General features: G+C 67.5%; 16 protein-coding genes. 11 read left to right on the plus strand and 5 right to left on the minus strand.

Going from position 1 to position 16911, the window contains the following annotated elements; translation table 11 throughout:
* Positions 1 to 291 precede the first annotated feature (291 nt).
* Positions 292 to 921, plus strand: a complete 630-nt coding sequence (locus FCF25_RS15155; RefSeq protein ID WP_137049286.1) for a CDP-4-keto-6-deoxy-D-glucose-3-dehydrase — start codon at positions 292 to 294, stop codon at positions 919 to 921.
* Positions 922 to 940: 19 nt separating this feature from the next.
* Entirely contained in the window at positions 941 to 1567 is a 627-nt protein-coding gene (locus FCF25_RS15160) for a transcriptional regulator (RefSeq protein WP_117591025.1), read from the plus strand.
* 40 nt (positions 1568 to 1607) lie between these two features.
* Here FCF25_RS15160 and FCF25_RS15165 read toward each other — a convergent pair whose 3' ends face one another.
* Positions 1608 to 1856: a hypothetical protein gene (locus FCF25_RS15165; protein ID WP_117591024.1), complete on the minus strand. Its 249-nt coding sequence runs from the start codon at positions 1854 to 1856 to the stop codon at positions 1608 to 1610.
* 57 nt (positions 1857 to 1913) lie between these two features.
* Complete coding sequence (locus FCF25_RS15170; RefSeq protein WP_137049287.1) at positions 1914 to 2927, minus strand: peptidylprolyl isomerase; 1014 nt, start codon at positions 2925 to 2927, stop codon at positions 1914 to 1916.
* A gap of 341 nt (positions 2928 to 3268) precedes the next feature.
* Between FCF25_RS15170 and cyaB the strand changes: the two genes are divergently transcribed.
* Positions 3269 to 3832 (plus strand): class IV adenylate cyclase, encoded by a 564-nt coding sequence (gene cyaB / locus FCF25_RS15175; RefSeq protein WP_137049288.1) that lies wholly within the window; start codon positions 3269 to 3271, stop codon positions 3830 to 3832.
* A 12-nt stretch (positions 3833 to 3844) separates the two neighbouring features.
* On the opposite strand, the gene FCF25_RS15180 is transcribed toward cyaB, so the two are convergent.
* Positions 3845 to 5014 carry an ABC transporter permease gene (locus FCF25_RS15180; protein WP_137049289.1) on the minus strand — a complete coding sequence of 390 codons (1170 nt, stop codon included), beginning with the start codon at positions 5012 to 5014 and terminating at the stop codon, positions 3845 to 3847.
* 113 nt (positions 5015 to 5127) lie between these two features.
* Here FCF25_RS15180 and FCF25_RS15185 point away from each other — a divergent pair, with 113 nt between their 5' ends.
* The 5 genes from FCF25_RS15185 to FCF25_RS15205 all read left to right on the plus strand — a co-directional run bounded on the left by FCF25_RS15185 (position 5128) and on the right by FCF25_RS15205 (position 10422).
* Positions 5128 to 6096, plus strand: coding sequence for an ABC transporter permease (locus FCF25_RS15185; protein ID WP_117591020.1), 969 nt, complete (start codon positions 5128 to 5130; stop codon positions 6094 to 6096).
* Between the two features lie 135 nt (positions 6097 to 6231).
* Positions 6232 to 7437, plus strand: coding sequence for a methionine adenosyltransferase (locus FCF25_RS15190; protein ID WP_137049290.1), 1206 nt, complete (start codon positions 6232 to 6234; stop codon positions 7435 to 7437).
* A gap of 130 nt (positions 7438 to 7567) precedes the next feature.
* Positions 7568 to 8701 (plus strand): tRNA sulfurtransferase, encoded by a 1134-nt coding sequence (locus FCF25_RS15195; protein WP_137049420.1) that lies wholly within the window; start codon positions 7568 to 7570, stop codon positions 8699 to 8701.
* A 61-nt stretch (positions 8702 to 8762) separates the two neighbouring features.
* Positions 8763 to 9215, plus strand: coding sequence for a DUF5804 family protein (locus FCF25_RS15200; RefSeq protein ID WP_137049291.1), 453 nt, complete (start codon positions 8763 to 8765; stop codon positions 9213 to 9215).
* Positions 9216 to 9366: 151 nt separating this feature from the next.
* The gene (locus tag FCF25_RS15205; protein ID WP_137049292.1) at positions 9367 to 10422 is read left to right on the plus strand and encodes a kelch repeat-containing protein; all 1056 of its coding nucleotides are present in this window, start codon (positions 9367 to 9369) and stop codon (positions 10420 to 10422) included.
* 26 nt (positions 10423 to 10448) lie between these two features.
* Here FCF25_RS15205 and FCF25_RS15210 read toward each other — a convergent pair whose 3' ends face one another.
* Positions 10449 to 11456 (minus strand): PLP-dependent cysteine synthase family protein, encoded by a 1008-nt coding sequence (locus FCF25_RS15210; RefSeq protein WP_137049293.1) that lies wholly within the window; start codon positions 11454 to 11456, stop codon positions 10449 to 10451.
* Positions 11457 to 11615: 159 nt separating this feature from the next.
* Between FCF25_RS15210 and FCF25_RS15215 the strand changes: the two genes are divergently transcribed.
* Entirely contained in the window at positions 11616 to 11999 is a 384-nt protein-coding gene (locus FCF25_RS15215) for a thioredoxin (protein WP_137049294.1), read from the plus strand.
* 6 nt (positions 12000 to 12005) lie between these two features.
* On the opposite strand, the gene FCF25_RS15220 is transcribed toward FCF25_RS15215, so the two are convergent.
* Complete coding sequence (locus FCF25_RS15220; protein ID WP_137049295.1) at positions 12006 to 14117, minus strand: thioredoxin domain-containing protein; 2112 nt, start codon at positions 14115 to 14117, stop codon at positions 12006 to 12008.
* Positions 14118 to 14283: 166 nt separating this feature from the next.
* Here FCF25_RS15220 and purD point away from each other — a divergent pair, with 166 nt between their 5' ends.
* Both purD and FCF25_RS15230 read left to right on the plus strand, forming a co-directional pair.
* On the plus strand, positions 14284 to 15630 hold the full coding sequence (gene purD / locus FCF25_RS15225; protein ID WP_137049296.1) for a phosphoribosylamine--glycine ligase: 1347 nt from the start codon (positions 14284 to 14286) through the stop codon (positions 15628 to 15630).
* 155 nt (positions 15631 to 15785) lie between these two features.
* Positions 15786 to 16904 carry a GNAT family N-acetyltransferase gene (locus FCF25_RS15230; RefSeq protein ID WP_168191271.1) on the plus strand — a complete coding sequence of 373 codons (1119 nt, stop codon included), beginning with the start codon at positions 15786 to 15788 and terminating at the stop codon, positions 16902 to 16904.
* The last annotated feature ends 7 nt before the right edge of the window (positions 16905 to 16911 follow it).

Genomic DNA, 16911 nt, shown 5'->3' on the forward strand with positions numbered 1-16911 from the left:
AGCGCCCTCACTCGGTAAAAGCTGGACCAAAAGCATTCGTCAGTCGCTTCTTCGCCGCTCACTTCGTTCGCGGCGATTCCGCTCCTTCCTCAGCCCGCTCGCTCGGCCTCTCGGCCTCGCTCGCGGTACAACGACGGGTTCGACTGTCCGCGCCGCAACCGCCTTCACCGCTATCCGCCACAGCACCGCCTCCGTCATCACCCATCACAGCACCGCCTCCGTCGTCGCCCACCACAGCACCACTCCACCACCGTCCGAACATTCAAATCCGAGAGCGCGGCCAGAGTCCGTATGCTCGCAATCGCTGGCGGGAAAGGTGGCTGCGGAAAGACGACGACGACGCTCGGGGTGGCGACGGCGCTCGACGGCGAAGTGCTCGTCGTCGACGCCGACCGGGATATGCCGAACCTCCACGCGCTCGCGGACGTACCGCGCGAACCGACCGTCGCGGACGTGAGCGACGACGCGCTGGCGATTGCGCACGAGTCGTCGGGTGGACTGTCGGTGCTCCCGGCCGCACCGGGCGGTCCCGACGGCGACACCGCGACGCAACTCGCCCGAGTCAAGTCGGCGGATGCGGCGACGCTCGTCGACTGCCCGGCCGGAGCGGGACCGGACGCCGCCGGACCGCTGCGCGTCGCCGACGCGGCGCTGTTGGTGACGACGCTCTGCGCGCCCGCGCTGCGCGACACGGCGAAGACGGCGGCGATGGCGCGCGCGCTCGGGACGCGGGTGGTCGGCGTCGTGCTCAACCGGACGCGACTCGCTCCCGGGTCCGTCTCGGAGTTGTTCGACTGCCCCCTCCTCGCGGCGGTTCCGGAGTACGAGACGCCGTCGGAGTCGGTGCGTCGGACGGGCGGCGGACGGGCGGCGTACACCCGCGTGGCGAACGCGCTCTCTCGTGAGCAAGACATATTATGATTCACGTTCGTGGAACTGTATGGCAAGTAGGCTTCCGACCGGAATCACGGTGCTCGACCGCCAGTTAGGCGGCGGCATCCCGGCCGGAAGCATCGTCACGCTCGCGGCGACGCCGGCGAGCCAGTCGGAGTTGCTGCTGTACGAACTGACGTCGACGCGCGGCACGCTGTACCTGACGACGGTTCGCTCCGACCAGGCGGTGCAGGACGCCCTCGACCGGGTGACGACCAGAGTCGGTCGCCCGACGGTGCGCGACATCGGCGGCGACGCGGCGCTGGACCACGCGAATCGACTCGTCCAGGCGCTTCCGGAGGGCGCGAACCTCATCATCGACGTCGTCGACGTACTGGAGCGCACCGATCCGACGCGCTACCGGAACTTCCTCAACGAGCTACAGACGCACGTAACGAACACCGGCGGCGTCGCCGTCTTACACGCGCTCGACGGTCGGTCGGTACCGGAAAACCGAGATATGACCGAGCACATGTCGGACGCCGTCTTCCAGTTGCAGACGCAGGTGAAAGGCTCCGAAATCGAGAATCGACTGGCGATTCCGAAGTTCCGCGGCGGGCGGGCGTTAGAGGAGACTATCAAACTGCGGCTGACCGAGGAGGTCACCATCGACACCAGCCGCGACATCGCCTGAGCGCCAACATCGCCTGAGCGCCAACATCGCCTGAGCGGGTTCAAATCGCGTAGAAAACGGCCGCCGCCAGCGTCGCGGCGACGGTCACGACGTACCACGTCGTCGTCTCGCCGAGCGCCGTCTCCGAGAGCGCGTCTTTCGCGAACAGGTAGACGAAGTAGACGAAAAGCGGCAGGAGACGCACGAAGAGGTTCGCGTCGACACGCAGTCCGTAGCGGAGCGACAGCGAGAGACCGACGGTGCAAGCCGAGGCGACGGCGGCGACTTTCAGGTCGTCGGGGACGTCCATGCTGGTCAGTGACGCGTCGGGAGTAAAGAAATCGCGGATTCGCAGCGGACGGCGCGGTTAGTGGTCGTGGTCGTGGTCGTGATCGTGGTCGTGACCGTCGTCGCCTTCGGCTTCGAGTTCGTCGACGATCTCGTCGGCGTCGACGTCGACGTCGTCGAGGGCGTCTTCGATGTCGCCGGCACCCATGCCACCCATGCCGCCCATCATGCCGCCCATTCCGCCCATACCCATCCCGTCGATGGTCTCCTGGACGATGACGCGGTCGACGTCGAGTCGGGTCATGAGGTCCTGGGCGATCTGCTGCTTCGAGAACATCCACTGCTGGTTCATCGTCATCTGCGGCGTGGCCTCGATGTACAGCGTCTCCTTCTCCTCGGTGACGGTCTCGGTCTCGACCTCGTCGGGGTCGACGTCCTCGCCGCCTTCGAGCGGCATCTCCTCTTCGACCTCGTCGGTCTGGATCCAGAGCTCGGGGCTCTGCTGGAGGTACATGCCGAGCAGACCCTTCGCCTGCTCCTCGCGGTCGTCGACGACGTCGAGGATCTCGTACTCGTACTCGAGGTCGTCACCCGCCAGCGGGTGGTTGAAGTCGATGCGGGCGCGGCCGCCGATGATGGTCTCGATGTGGCCCTGCTCGCCGTCGACGTTGACGTGCGCGCCGGGGTAGCGGTCGTCCTCGGAGATCTTGTCCGCGCTCACCGTGCGGACGTTGTCGGAGTCGTACTCGCCGAACGCTTCGGCGGCGGGGACGTCGACGGTGCCCTCGTAGCCGACCTCCTTACCGACGAGGTCGTCGTCGACGGCCTCGAACACGTGACCCGCGCCGACGATGACGACGCGCGGTTCGAAGTCGTAGTTCTCGGTGTCGATTTCGGCCTCTTCGGCCACTTCCTGGCTCGTCGTGTCGACGACCGTGTCGTCGTCTTTCGTCCGGACCGTGTAGGCCAGACGGACGAAATCGTCGTCCTGTACTCCGGAGCTCTCCCCTGTCTCCGTCTCGTCTTCGACGTCCTCGGGCGTGTCGGCGTCTACTGACTCGTCGGCCGATTCCGCCTGTTGTTCATCGCTCATGTAGGCTACGTCTCCCGTGCGCCCTATAAGAATCACGTTTCGTACCTGCGGAAGCGACTGCCTCCGGGACGAGAGGGTCGTGATACCGTTGCACTCGAGGACATCGGCGACCGCCGAGAAACGTCGGCGACCGCCGAGAAACGTCGACGACCGCCGAGAAACGTCGACGACCGCCGAGAAACGTCGACGACCGCCGAGAAACGTCGACGACCGCCGAGAAACGTCGACGACCGCCGAGAAACGTCGACGACCGCCGAGAAACGTCGACGACCGCCGAGACACCCGACGGGGCGTGCGAAGGGGACAGCCACGCTTTTGGGTCGCACCGTCGAGAATCGGCCATGTACGAGGTCGAACTGAAAGTCCGCGCCGACCACGACGACGTCCGAGAGCGACTCGCGGCGCTCGACGCGGAGGAACTCGGCGGCGTCGCGCAGGCTGACACCTACTACGACGCGCCGCACCGCGACTTCGCCGAGACCGACGAGGCGCTCCGCATCCGGCGGGAGCGTCGCACCGACGCGATGGCCGACGAAGACGCCGCGGAGACGGCGAAAGTGACCTACAAGGGGCCGCTCGTCGAGAGCGAGTCGAAGACACGCGAAGAGTTCGAGACGGGCGTCGACGACGGCGAGACGATGGCGAACGTCCTCGACCGCCTGGGCTTCGAGCCTGCGGCCGTCGTCGAAAAGGAGCGCACGTACTTCCGCGTCGACGAGTACACTGTCGTCCTCGACGACGTGGAGGGACTCGGCGAGTTCGTCGAGGTCGAACGCGAGGCCGAGGAGTCGGCACTCGAAACGATTCGCGACGGCGCGGCGGCAGTGCTTCGGAGACTCGATTTGGACTCCGACGACCAGGTTCGGACCTCGTACCTCGGGTTGTTGCTCGAAACGCAGGAGTGAACGCTAGCCGGGTCAGGCGTCGAGCACGTCCTGTAGCGCGTCGCCGAAGACGCTGAGCGAGACGACGGTGAGCGTCAGAAACACCACCGGTATCGTCGAAACCCACCACGTCACCGTCGGAGTGCCCTGCGTCCCGCGCGCGATGGTCTCACCCCACGACAGCAGCGTCATGTCGTTGAGGTTCATGAAGGAGATCGCCGCCTCGACGAGGACGAGCAACGGTATCTGACGCGTCGCCGCGACGACCACCGTCTCGCGGACGTGCGGGAGGATGTGGTGTCGGACGATGTTCCATCGCTTCACTCCGGCGCTCCGGGCGGCGACGACGAACGGCTCCTCGCGCAGCGACAACACCTCGCTGCGGACGACACGGGCGACGCCGCCCCACCCCAGCAGACCGAACACCAGCAGGAAGAGAAACAGACTCCGGCCGAAGACGTAGATGGCGATGAGGTAGACGACGAACGCCGGGAGCGTCTGTTGGATATCGACGTAGCGCATCGTCAGCGTGTCGACCCACCCGCCGAGATAGCCCGCCGACACGCCGACGACGGTGGCGATGGGGACGACGAACATCGACGTGACGAAGCCGATGACGACGGCGACGCGCATCCCCTCGACGACGAGCGAGAACATGTCTCGACCGTACGGTCCCGTTCCGAGCGGGTGCCGGAGCGACCCCCGACACAGGCCCTGCGTAGTCGGTCCCACACAGTTCGAGACGATGTACTCGGAAGCGCCGAACCCGACCGGCGGTTGGAGCACACGGGCCGGGTCTGCTGCGGAGTCGAACACGAGCGGACCGACGAGGCCGAGGACGAAGACGACGAGGAGATAGCCGAAGCTCACGACGGCGAGGCGATTCTGTCGGAGCCGACTCCAGTAGCGGGCGGTTCGCTCGCGGTCGGTCCAGAGCGGCGCGACGACGAACAGGGCGAATCCGGCGAGCGAGGTGGCGAAGAGGAGGTCGACGACGGTCGGCCGCCACCCGGCGACGAGCGGTGCGTCCGCCGAGAGCACCAGCGAATCGTACGCGTAGACGGCGACGAGGACGACGGTTGTGGCGACGAACGCGGCGGTGTTCCGCGACGGGTCGTCGGCGCCGAACCCCGGTCGAAGGCCGCGGAGACGGGGAAAACGCGGGGTGTTGGAGAGATCCGACGAGTCGTCGCTCGGAGGCATGTCAGACGACTGTCGCCGCAAGAGGCATAAACCATGCTGAACGATGCTGATGAAGTGATGCGACTCGCCCGCGACGAACGCCCGCGACGAACGCCCGCGACGCCAGACCGACGATGACTGACTGGCCGCGAGTCGCCGCCCGTCTCGGATTTGCGTTCTTCACCGTCTACCTCGTCGTCTCTGTGACGTTCGCCGTCGTCGTGCTCACCAACGACCCGAACACCGCCGCAGTGCGGTGGGGCGTCGCCGCGGGCGGAGGAGACGCCGCCGCCCAACAAGCCGCCGTCGACGCGTATCGGGAAGCGCGAAACCTCGACGGACCCGTTCTCGACCGGTATCTTCGGTGGATGACGGGCGTTCTAACGCTGGACTGGGGGCGGTCGTACAACCTGGGCGCACCGGTGACCGCGCTCATCGCCGAGCGAGCGCCGTACACGCTGTCGTATCTCGTTCCCGGTGTACTCGTTAGTGTCGCTGTCGGCGTCTCCGGCGGCGTGTTCGCGGCGTTCCGACACAACAGCCTCGTCGACCGGGTGGTGACCTCGCTGGCGTATCTCGGGTTCGGGGTGCCGTCGTTCTGGTTGGCGCTGGTGTTCATCGTCGTCGTCGGCCCCGCGCTGGGATGGAACACGGAGTTCTCCACCGCGGAGGGCGCGTTGAGCGGCGAGAACCTTCGACGGTATCTGTTGCCGACGGCCGTGTTTGCAACCGGACTGACCGCCGGGCAGTTACAACACGCTCGCTCGCAGACGGTCATCCACCTGAATGCGACGTTCGTCCGTCTCCTCCGAGCGATGGGCGTCGGTCCACGCGGGACGGTGAAACACGTTCTACGAAACGCCGCCGTCCCGCTTCTGACGCTGTTCTTCTCGGACCTGCTGGGTATCGTCGTCGTCAGCGTCTACGTCGTCGAGTACGTCTTCGGTATCCCCGGTCTCGCCATGCTGAGTTACGACGCTATCTTCAACCGCGACCTTCCAGTGCTCTTAGGCACCACGTTCATCGTCGTGTTCGTCGGCGTCGTGAGCAACCTCGTTCAGGACATGGTGTACCCTCTCGTCGACCCGCGAATCGAGAAGTGAGCCGTTGGCGACGGGCGACGACCGCAGGTAGACCCGAGTGCGGACGGAGGCGGCAACTCACCGACGCCGCGATAATAACGCCCACGCCCGATTACTACCGCAAGTTATAGCATCTGCGGCGCAGAACGCCGAACAATGAGCGAGCGGAACATTCGGGTCGAGGGTATCGACCGACTCGCAGTCGAGGACCAGGAAGTCGAAATCGTCGAGCGGAAGGGTATCGGGCACCCCGATTCCATCTGTGACGGCATCGCCGAGAGCGTCTCGCGGGCGCTTTCGAAGCTGTATCTCGACCGGGTCGGGAAGGTGCTGCACTACAACACGGACGAGACGCAGTTGGTCGCCGGAACCGCCGCGCCCGCCTACGGCGGCGGCGAGGTCATCGAACCCATCTACATCCTCATCGTCGGCCGCGCGACCAAGGAGTACGAGGGCGAGAAACTCCCCGTCGGGTCGACGGCGCTTTCGGCCGCCCGCGAGTATCTCGACGAGAACATCCCGGAACTGGAGTACGGTCGCGACGTCGTCGTCGACGTGAAACTCGGCGAGGGCTCCGGTGACCTCCAGGACGTGTTCGGCGAAGAGGAGGTCCAGGTGCCCATGGCCAACGACACGAGTTTCGGCGTCGGCCACGCGCCGCTGACGGAGACGGAGAAGATCGTCCTCGCCGCCGAGCGCGAACTCAACGGCGCGTACGCCGCCGACCACCCCGAACTCGGCCCCGACGTGAAGATTATGGGCAAGCGCGAGGGCGACCGGATAGACATCACCGTCGCCGCCGCGATGGTCGACTCGTACGTCGCCGACCTCGACGCCTACGACGCCGCCGTCACCCGCGTCGAAGAGTTCGTCACCGGACTGGCCCGCGAACACACCGACCGCGAAGTCAGCGTCGAGGTCAACACCGCCGACGACTACGAGGAGGGCTCGGTCTACCTCACCACCACGGGAACGAGCGCCGAGCAGGGCGACGACGGCTCCGTCGGCCGCGGCAACCGCGCCAACGGCCTCATCACGCCGAACCGCCCGATGAGCATGGAGGCGACCAGCGGGAAGAACCCCGTCAACCACATCGGGAAGATCTACAACCTGCTGTCGACCGAAATCGCGGAGAGCGTCGTCGCCGAGGTCGACGGGATTCGAGACCTGCAGGTCCGTCTCCTCTCGCAGATCGGCCGCCCCATCGACCACCCGCACGTCGCCGACGCGCAGGTCGTCACCGACGAAGGCGTCGAGGTCGCCGACATCCGCGAGGAAGTCGAAGCCATCGTCGACCGCGAGCTCGCGAACGTGACCGACGTGACGCGCTCGGTCATCGAAGGCGACATCTCGACGTTCTAAACCGCTGTCGAGGTTTTCTCCCTCTCGACCCGCGGCGAGGTGCGAACCCTCTTATCCTCCGCCCGGATAGCCTCGCGTAGTGGAATCCGTGGTCCCCGAACGCGACACCGTCGTCGTCTCCTACGGCGAGATGGGCACGAAGAGCTCGAAAGTCCGCGGCCGGATGGAGCGGACGCTCGTCTCGAACCTCGAAGCGATGCTCGGCTCTCGCGGCGTCGACGCCGAGGTGGAGCGACGGTGGTCGCGGCCGCTGATTCGGGTCCAGAGTCCCGAGAGAATCGACGCTGCCGTCGACGCCGCAGGGGACACGTTCGGCGTCGTCGCCGCCCGACCCGCCGTCACGTGTGCGCCGGAGCAGGAGCGGCTCGTCGACGTTCTGGCGTCGCTGGCGGCCGAGCAGCGGAGCGACGAATCGTTCGCCGTTCGCGTCTCGCGCGCCGGGCCCAAATCGGCGCACGACTTCGGCAGCCGTGAACTCGAACGCGTCGGCGGCGCGGCCATCGAGGAGCGAACCGGCGCACCGGTCGACCTCGACGGCCCCGACGTGACCTACCGCGTTGAGGCCCGCGAGGACGAGGCGTTCGTCTCGACGGAGGTGCGCGACGGGCCCGGCGGCCTGCCGCTCGGTACGCAGGGAACGGCGGTCGCGCTGGTCAGCGGCGGCATCGACTCGCCCGTCGCGGCGTGGGAGGTGATGAAGCGGGGGTGCGCGGTGGTCCCCCTCTACGTCGACCTCGGCGACTTCGGCGGGCCGGACCACGAGGCGCGGGCGGTGTCGACGATGCGTCGCCTCGCGGCGTTCGCGCCGGGGTTCGACGTCCGCCCCCGAGTGGTCTCGGCGGGCGACCTCGTGGCCGAACTCGCCGCCGAGGTGGGGGCGACGCGGATGCTGTCGCTCCGGCGGGCGATGCTCCGAATCGCCGAGACGGTGGCGAGAGACGTGGGCGCACACGCCGTCGTCACCGGCGAGTCGCTGGGACAGAAGTCGAGTCAGACCGGCCCGAACTTCGCCGTCACCGACGCGGTCACCTCGCTTCCGGTGTATCGACCGCTTCTGACGCGCGACAAGTCCGACATCGTCGCCCAGGCGCGGCGAATCGGGACGTACGACGACTCGACGCTTCCCGTCGGCTGCGAGCGCGTCGCGCCGTCGCGTCCGGAGACGAACGCGGCGCTCGCGGACGTGGAGGCCGCTGAGCCTGAGGGGCTGTTGCGGCGAGCCGAGGAGGCGGCCGCGGACGCTCGCGCGGTGGAGTTCGACTAGCCGTCCCTCGAAACTGCCGCCGGACCGCAACCCCTTTAGCCGTAACCGGGGACGTACAGCCGTGACGCGGGTCTGTCTACTCGGCGCGCCCGAGGTGAACCTCCGATACGAGTTGCTGTCGCGCGACACCGCCCGCGCGGCGCTGTCGACGTACGCCCTCGGCGAACCGTACCGCAACAGCCTCGAACTGGAGACGGTGAGCGTCGGCGCGGCCGTCTCGCTTCTGAACGACCTCAACTGGTATCTCGTCCGGTTCGTCGACGAGGCGCTCGTCCAGTCGCCGAGCATCAGCGAGACGGAGTGGCTCTCGCGGAAGTTGGCGACCGCGGTCAGGGAAGGCGAGCTCCGACCCGAGGAGACCGACCGCTTCCTGAAGGTGTACGGCGTCGACGACGACGAACTGCTCGACCCCATGTTCCTCGCGCGCGTCGACGGACAGGTCCCCGAGTATGACCTCTACGACGTCGACGAGACGCTGACGGTGCGCGTGACCGAAGCAGAGTTCGGCGAGTGACCCGATTCGACCGATTCGACCGACTCGACCGACTCGACCGACTCGAACCCCCTGACCCACCGACGAGGAGACGCCCGTCTCTCGGCCTCGTATCCGGGTAAGCGCGACATAACCTTGGACGCGGTCTGTGTACTCTCGCCGAGAGCAAACCGTGAGCACGAACAGACGACGGTTCCTCCGACGCGGTACAGTGGCGGCGGCCCTCGCGCTCGCCGGGTGTACGGACCGGATAGGCGGCGCGGGCGGGACACCGGACTCCACCGAGCGACCGAACGAGACCGAGCGACCGGTGCAGACCGACACCCCGACGCGGGCGACGGCGAGCGCCGAGGAGACGAGTTGGACCGAACTGACGCCGATGCCCGGCCCCGAGCGGACGGAGGTGGAGTCGGTCGCGCTGGACGGCGAACTGTACGTCATCGGCGGCTACGTCCCCGACGGCGTCACCGGCGACGTCGCCGTCTACAACCCCGACGACGACGCCTGGCGCAGCGCCGCGGCGCTGCCGCAGGCGCTTCACCACGTCAAGGCGGTCGCCCACCGAGGGCGGATTCTCGTCTTCGGCGGCTACACCGAGGCGGAGAAGTCGGTGGCGACGACGTACGCCTACGACCCGCAGAGCGACTCGTGGGAGGAGCGCGCGCGGATGCCGACGGGGCGCGGCGCGCCGACGGCCGAACTCGTGAACGGGAAGGCGTACGTCGCCGGCGGGTACACGAAAGGCGGTCTCGGCGGGGGGCTCCGGGCGACGCTCGAAATCTACGACCCGCGGGCGGACAAGTGGTCAAAAGGCCCCGACATGCCGACGGCTCGAAACCACCTGACCTCGGGGACCGTCGGCGGAAAGCTGTACGTCGTCGGCGGCCGCGAGGAGTTCGGCGAGGAACTGAGCGCCAACGAGATGTACGACCCGGAGGCGAACGAGTGGACCGAGTTGACGCCGATGACGTCCGAACGCGGCGGCGTCAACGGCGGCGCGATGGGCGGGAGAGTGTTCGTCCTCGGCGGCGAGAAGCCCGAGGGCACGCAAGCGACCGTCGAGGCGTACGACCCCGAGAGCGACTCGTGGGAGCAGTACCCCGACATGCCGGAGGGGAGACACGGCCTCGGCGTCGCGGCCATCGACGGGCAGTTGTACGCCGTCTCCGGCGGTCCCGAACCGGGCAAGGAGTACTCCTCGACGCTGTGGCGACTGGCGGCGGAGTAGTCTCCGGTAGAGTCGGGACGGGGCGTTTACGGCGACCCGCCGTCGTCGAGGTCGGGACCGCCGTCGAACATCCCGGTCGACATGTAGCGCTCGCCGCTGTCCCAGAACACGGTGACGACGAGCGGGCAGTCGTCGTACTCGGCGGCCCCGCCGTCGGTCTCGATGCGTCGTGACGCGGCGTCGGGCGCCTCCGGGCAGTTCAGTTCGGGCTGTGCGAGTCGTTCGGCGACCTGCTGGGCGGCGAGGTTCGACGCGCCGCTCGATTGGCCGACCAAGATTCCCTCCTCGCGGGCGAGACGGCGACACTCGGCCTCGGCGTCGTCGAGCGAGACCGTAATCACGTCGTCGAGGAGGTCCGTGTCGAGATTCGGGCTCACGAAGCCGGGACCCATCCCCTGGAAGCTATCGCCTTCGGGTTCTCTCCCGGAGAGGACGGCGCTGTCCTCGGGTTCGACGGCGACGATATCCATCTCGGGGAACTCCTCTCGGAGGCGTCGACCGATGCCCGACAGCGTGCCGCCGGTGCCGACACCGGCGACGAGCGCGTCGACCTCTCTCCCGTCGACCTGTTCGAGAATCTCCTCGGCCGTGGTTCGGTAGTGCGCCTCGGGGTTCGCTTCGTTCTCGAACTGGCGGAGTTGCACCATTCCCCGCTCCGCTTCGAGTTCGTCCGCGCGCTCTTTGGCGTCGGAGATGTCGCCGTCGACGAGTTCGAGATCCGCGCCGTAGGCCTTCATGATGCGGCGGCGCTCGGGCGATTTCGAACCGGGCATCACGATAGTGATGTCGTAGCCTTTCGCGGCGGCGACGACGGCTAAACCGATGCCGGTGTTCCCGCTCGTCGGTTCGACGAGTTCGTCGCCGGGCGAGAGCGTACCGTCGCGCTCGGCCGCTTCGACCATCGCCAGCGTCGGGCGGTCCTTCGCCGAGCCACCGGGGTTCTTCGACTCTATCTTCGCCGCCACCGTCGCGCCCTCCGGCGAGTCGAGCCGCACCAGCGGCGACCCGATAGTATCGAGGATGCTCGCGTCCATCGGCGTCGGGTAAGCGGTTGTGACGTAAACCGCTGGCGGACACCGGCAACGTTCGACGGCGTTTGTGGCGCGCGAATCCGCGAGTGAACCCGAACGGTCGTGCGCGCAGAATCACCGCCAGCGAGTCGGTTAAAAAGCTCCGCTCCCAACGACCGGCCGATGAAACTGAACACGATGGAGCCGAACCCGACGTGGGGTCCCGCGGGCTACGAGGACGCCGTCGAGGCGCTCGGCCGAGCGGGGCTGACGTTCAAAGTGTGGGGCGGCGACTGGTGTAAAGACTGCCGTCAGCAACTCCCCGACTTCGCGGCGGCGCTGCGAGAGGCGGGCGTCCCCCGGGAGCACATCGAGCAGTTCCCGGTCGAGAAGGAGGAGGACGGAAGCAAGACGGGTCCGCAGGTCGGAGAGTACGACATCGAGTTCATCCCGACTATCGTCGTCGAAAAAGACGGAAGTGAGGTCGCTCGGTACGTCGAGGACGAACCGATTCCGGCCGCCGCGTATCTCGGCGAGCGACTCGAAGAGGCCGAGCAGACGGCCTAATCCGCGTTAGTTCCCGTCTCCGTTCTCCAGCGCCCAGTCCAACGCCGACCTGATATCCGCCTGCGGCGGCGAGCAGGTGAAGTTCTCGCAGGCGTACACCGTCGGCTCGCCGTCGACGGCCTCGCGTCCGGCCCAGATGGCCGGTGTCTCGTCGACGCCGAGTGCTTCGAGCCACGAGTCCAGTTCGGCGTCTGTCTTCGGTCGCTGGGTCAGAATCGTCGCCGGGAGATAGCGACTCGCCAGCGCCTCCCACCAGTCCTCCGGGAGTTCGTCGGCGGCGACGGTGAGTTCGAGCGCCCCTCCGCGCTGTTTTTCGGCGGCGAGGACGAGCGACCCGTGTTCGAGCGGGCTCCCCCGAAGCCGGTTCGCGTGCGTCGACAGCACCGCCTCGGCGACGTGGCCGAACTCGGCGTCGGGCGCGAAGTGGTCCAGGTCGAGGAGGACCGAGACGGCGACGCCGAGACTCGACGGGGTCGACTGGTCGCGGCGCTCCTGCGGGCGGGCGACGAGCGTCTCGCCGCTCTCGGGCGTGAAGTACAGCGTCCTCTCGTCTCCGTCCCAGAACTCGGCTTCGATGACCCGCGCGAGGTCCAGCGCGAACGCGAGATGGTCGACGTCGCCGGTCGCCTGATAGAGGTCGAACGCGCCGCGGGCGAGGAACGCGTAATCTTCGAGGTAGCCCGAGCCCTTCACGTCGCCCGACTTGAACCGCCGAGAGAGTCGTCTTGCGTCGTCGTCCCAAAGGTGCTCGCGGACGAACGTCAGCGCAGCCTCGCCCGTCGCCGCGAGCGCCGGGTCGAGCGTCCGCGCGCCCGCCGCGAACCCCGATATCATCAGCCCGTTCCACCCGGCGAGAATCTTCTCGTCGCGGGCGGGGCGCTCGCGCTCCTCGCGGGCCTCGTACAGCGCCGTCCGGGCGTCCATCAGCCGCTCTTCGACGTCGGCAGGGTGGAGGTCGTACTCCTCGGCGAGGCTCTCGATGCTCTCGGCGAGCGTCAGTACAGTCGTACCGTGCTCGAAGTTCCCGCTCTTCGTGATGCCGTAGCGCTCGCAGACGAGGTCGGCGGTCGTCTCGTCGTCGACGGCGCCCCGGACGGCGTCCGGCGTCCAGACGTAGAACTTCCCTTCCTCGCCCTCGCTCTGGGCGTCGAGCGTGCTGTAGAACCCGCCATCCTCGTGGGTGAGTTCGCGCTCGACGAACGCGAGTGTCTCCTGCGCGACCGTCGCGTACCGAGGGCGGCCGGTGAGTCGGTAGGCGTCGAGGTAGACGCGGGGGAGTTCGGCGTTGTCGTACAGCATCTTCTCGAAGTGCGGGACGGTCCACTCTCTGTCCGTGGCGTAGCGGTGGAAGCCGCCGCCGACGTGGTCGTACAAGCCACCAGTAGCCATCGCGTCGAGCGTCTCCGTGACGACCGCGAGTGTCTGGTCGCGGCCGGTTCGAGTGTACGTCCGCATCAGGAGGTCGAGCCGGGTCGGTTGGGGGAACTTCGGCCCGCCGCTGCCGAAGCCGCCGTACTCGCGGTCGGCGCTTCTGAGCGCCGCCTGCGCCGCCGAACCGAGCAACTCGTCGTCGAGTTCGCCCGGTTGCTCGGGGGTGTCCTCCAGTTCGTCGCGGACGGCGGCGGTCCACTGGTCGGCTCGGTTCTCTATCTCGTCGCGGTCCTCCTCCCACGACCGCGAGAGGTCCCGGAGCAGGTCGAGAAAGCCGGGCATCCCCTGGCGCGACTCGGGCGGGAAGTACGTCCCGACGAAGAACGGTTTACCCTCGGGGGTGAGCCACACCGACAGCGGCCACCCGCCGCGCCCGGAGACGAGTTGGCAGATGCTCTGGTAGACGCCGTCGAGGTCCGGACGCTCCTCGCGGTCGACTTTGATGGGGACGAACTCCTCGTTGAGCAGCTCGGCGACGGCGTCGTCCTCGAAACTCTCGTCGGCCATCACGTGACACCAGTGGCAGGCGGAGTAGCCGATGGAGAGGAAGATGGGGACGTCGCGCTCGCGGGCGGCGTCGAGCGCAGCCTCGTCCCACGGCTGCCAGTTGACGGGGTTGTCCGCGTGCTGCCGGAGGTACGGCGACTGTTCCTCGTCGAGGCGGTTTCGGCCCGTCGGGTCGGTCATACCAGACGGTACGAACCACAGCGGGGAAAAGCCGTGTGCTCCGGCGGGCGGCTCCCCATCGGTCGACGACCGACCGAGCCAATCCGAACCAGTTATACACCAATTCGCATAGAAATGGACGGTCGAAGCAGCAAGGTTTACACTGTCGTGCGTAGCACGTCGTCGTATGACGGAGACGGTGCTTCTCATCGGCGGCGGCGGCCGCGAACACGCAATCGCCCGGTCGCTCGCGTCCGACTGCGACCTGTACGCCTGCGCGAGCAACCGAAACCCCGGAATCGTCGCGCTCGCCGAGGGGTTCGAGCGCGTCGACGAGACGGACGCCGACGCCATCGCCGACTACGCCGAGACGGTGGAGGCGACGCTCGCCGTCGTCGGCCCCGAGTCCGCGCTCGCCGCGGGCGTCGTCGACGCGCTCGAAGACCGCGGCGTCTACGCCTTCGGCCCGAAGAAGATGGACGCCCGCCTCGAGACCGACAAGGCGTTCCAACGCCGGTTCATGGTCGAAAACGACGTTCCCGGCTGCCCCGACTTCGAGACGTTCCACGACATCGAGGCCGCCTGCGCGTACGTCGACCAGTACGACGGCGACGTGGCGGTCAAACCGGCCGGCCTCACCGGCGGGAAGGGCGTGAAGGTCACCGGCGACCAGGTGACGAAGGAAGAGGCGAAAGAGTACCTCCGCACCGAGAAGTACGAGCGGGTCGTCGTCGAGGAGCGCTTCGTCGGCGAAGAGTTCACCGTGCAGGCGTTCGTCGCCAACGGCGACGTTCGGCCGACGCCCGCCGTCCAGGACCACAAGCGCGCCTACGAGGGCGACGAGGGGCCGAACACCGGCGGTATGGGAAGTTACAGCGACGCCAAGCGGACGCTGCCGTTCATGGAGGAGAGGGACTACGAGGAAGCCGTCGACGTGCTCGAATCCGTGGTCTCGGCGCTGCCGGACTACCGGGGCGTCCTCTACGGACAGTTCATGCTCACCGCCGACGGCGTCCGCGTCGTCGAGTTCAACGCCCGGTTCGGCGACCCCGAGGCGATGAACACCCTTCCCGTACTCGAAACTCCTTTCCTCGACGTACTCGTCGCCGCCCGCGACGGCGAGACGCTACCGGACCTCGAGTTCGCACCGACGGCGACGGTGTGTAAGTACGCCGTCCCGGAGGGGTACCCGACGAACCCCGAGGCGGGCGCTCGCATCGACGTCGACGAGGAGCGCGTGACGCGAGCAGCGGAGCGCGTCGCCGACCAGTCGAGCGACGACGAGTCGCGGGACGGCGTGGGCGAGGGCCTGCTGTTCTACGCGAGCGTCGAAGAGCGCGAGGACGGCCTGTACACGAGCACGTCGCGGTCGTTCGCCGTCGTCGGACTCGGCGACACCATCGCGGCGGCGGAGGCCGTCGCGGCCGACGCGCTCTCGGCGGCGGGCGACGGACTCAGGGTTCGCCAGGACATCGGTACTGCGGAGTTGGTCCAGCGACGAATCGACCACGTGACCGATTTACGTGGTGTATAATCCCACGAAGACGAACTGTTTCGCGGACAGCGCCCGGTGGTAAGAGTAAACAACCGACGCCTCATGAACTCGGTTACGAACGGTACGTACGGCATAACAAAGCCGGTAGCTGTGAAATCCGAGGGCACATGGGACACGCATCGCCTCAAAGTAAAGTGACTCCGGCGGAAGACGGCTACATCGTGCGTCGGTACGAACCGGCCGACCGGGAGAAGTTCCTCGCACTCTACGAAGAAGTGTTCGAGAAAACTCGCACGTCCGAGTGGTTCGACTGGCGATACGGCGGCCCACACACCGACGACGTCCGAATGTTTCTCGCCGAGAAGGACGGCGAAATCGTCGGCGCGGAGCCGTTCATCTCCTTCGAGATCCGCGGCGGCGACGAGACGGTGTACGCGCTCCAACCCGCCGACGCGATGGTTCATCCCGACCACCGACGCAACGGTCTCCTGACTCGAATCACCGAGGCAGCCATCGACTACTACACCGACAACGGCCCGTCGTTCATCTTCAACTTCCCGAACCAAGCCGCGATCGGCGCGTTTCTCAAACTCGGCTGGGTGCAGGTCGGCGAGGTGGCGACGGCGTATCGCATCCAGAGACCCTCCACGTTCCTCAAGTCGGACCGCGCGCAGCGATTCGGCCCCGTCGCCGACGTGCTCTCTGCAGCCGGATACCGCGCCCGCGACGCCGCGACGCTCGCCGCGTCGCGTCGCCAGAGCGACGACGAGGTGACGGTGACGAGACACGCCGAGATTCCGGCCGAGCGTCTCGCCGCCCTCTACGAGTCGGCGGTCCCGTCGCGCCTCCACGCCCCGCGGACCGAGGCGTTCTACGACTGGCGCTTCGGCAACCCGCAGTGGGACGTCGCCGCGTACTCGGCCAAGCGCGACGGCGAGATCGTCGCCAGCATCGTCGCCTGTACCCAGGAGACCCGCGGCATCACGACGACGAAGATTCTCGACGCGCTGCCGATGGTCGACGCCGAGGCCGAGAGCGAGGCGTTCGACCGTCTGCTCCGCGTCGCCATCGCCGACCACGAGGACGCCGACGCCATCGCCGTCGCCGAGGACACTATCCCGTCGAACGTCCTCTCGCGGCTCAACTTCCTGAGCAACGACAGTTTCCCGATGTCGATTCGGGGGTCTCCGACGCCGGTCGTCGCGCGACCGCTCGTCCCCGAGGACGACGCCCAGTGGACCGTCGGTGGTAAGCATCTCGCCGACCGCGAGGACTGGCGCCTCTCGTTCGCCGAACAGGACACGAGCGTCTGAGCGCGGC

It is taken from the genome of Haloprofundus sp. MHR1 (assembly GCF_005155585.1).
GTDB classification, from domain to species: domain Archaea; phylum Halobacteriota; class Halobacteria; order Halobacteriales; family Haloferacaceae; genus Haloprofundus; species Haloprofundus halophilus.

What these genes read in the sequence shown, in the direction of transcription:
- FCF25_RS15155 (WP_137049286.1), top strand. Translation starts at nt 292, where the DNA reads ATGCTCGCAATCGCTGGCGGGAAAGGTGGCTGCGGAAAGACGACGACG.
- FCF25_RS15160 (WP_117591025.1), top strand. Translation starts at nt 941, where the DNA reads ATGGCAAGTAGGCTTCCGACCGGAATCACGGTGCTCGACCGCCAGTTA.
- FCF25_RS15165 (WP_117591024.1), bottom strand. Translation starts at nt 1,856, where the DNA reads ATGGACGTCCCCGACGACCTGAAAGTCGCCGCCGTCGCCTCGGCTTGC.
- FCF25_RS15170 (WP_137049287.1), bottom strand. Translation starts at nt 2,927, where the DNA reads ATGAGCGATGAACAACAGGCGGAATCGGCCGACGAGTCAGTAGACGCC.
- cyaB (WP_137049288.1), top strand. Translation starts at nt 3,269, where the DNA reads ATGTACGAGGTCGAACTGAAAGTCCGCGCCGACCACGACGACGTCCGA.
- FCF25_RS15180 (WP_137049289.1), bottom strand. Translation starts at nt 5,014, where the DNA reads ATGCCTCCGAGCGACGACTCGTCGGATCTCTCCAACACCCCGCGTTTT.
- FCF25_RS15185 (WP_117591020.1), top strand. Translation starts at nt 5,128, where the DNA reads ATGACTGACTGGCCGCGAGTCGCCGCCCGTCTCGGATTTGCGTTCTTC.
- FCF25_RS15190 (WP_137049290.1), top strand. Translation starts at nt 6,232, where the DNA reads ATGAGCGAGCGGAACATTCGGGTCGAGGGTATCGACCGACTCGCAGTC.
- FCF25_RS15195 (WP_137049420.1), top strand. Translation starts at nt 7,568, where the DNA reads ATGGGCACGAAGAGCTCGAAAGTCCGCGGCCGGATGGAGCGGACGCTC.
- FCF25_RS15210 (WP_137049293.1), bottom strand. Translation starts at nt 11,456, where the DNA reads ATGGACGCGAGCATCCTCGATACTATCGGGTCGCCGCTGGTGCGGCTC.
- FCF25_RS15215 (WP_137049294.1), top strand. Translation starts at nt 11,616, where the DNA reads ATGAAACTGAACACGATGGAGCCGAACCCGACGTGGGGTCCCGCGGGC.
- FCF25_RS15220 (WP_137049295.1), bottom strand. Translation starts at nt 14,117, where the DNA reads ATGACCGACCCGACGGGCCGAAACCGCCTCGACGAGGAACAGTCGCCG.
- purD (WP_137049296.1), top strand. Translation starts at nt 14,284, where the DNA reads ATGACGGAGACGGTGCTTCTCATCGGCGGCGGCGGCCGCGAACACGCA.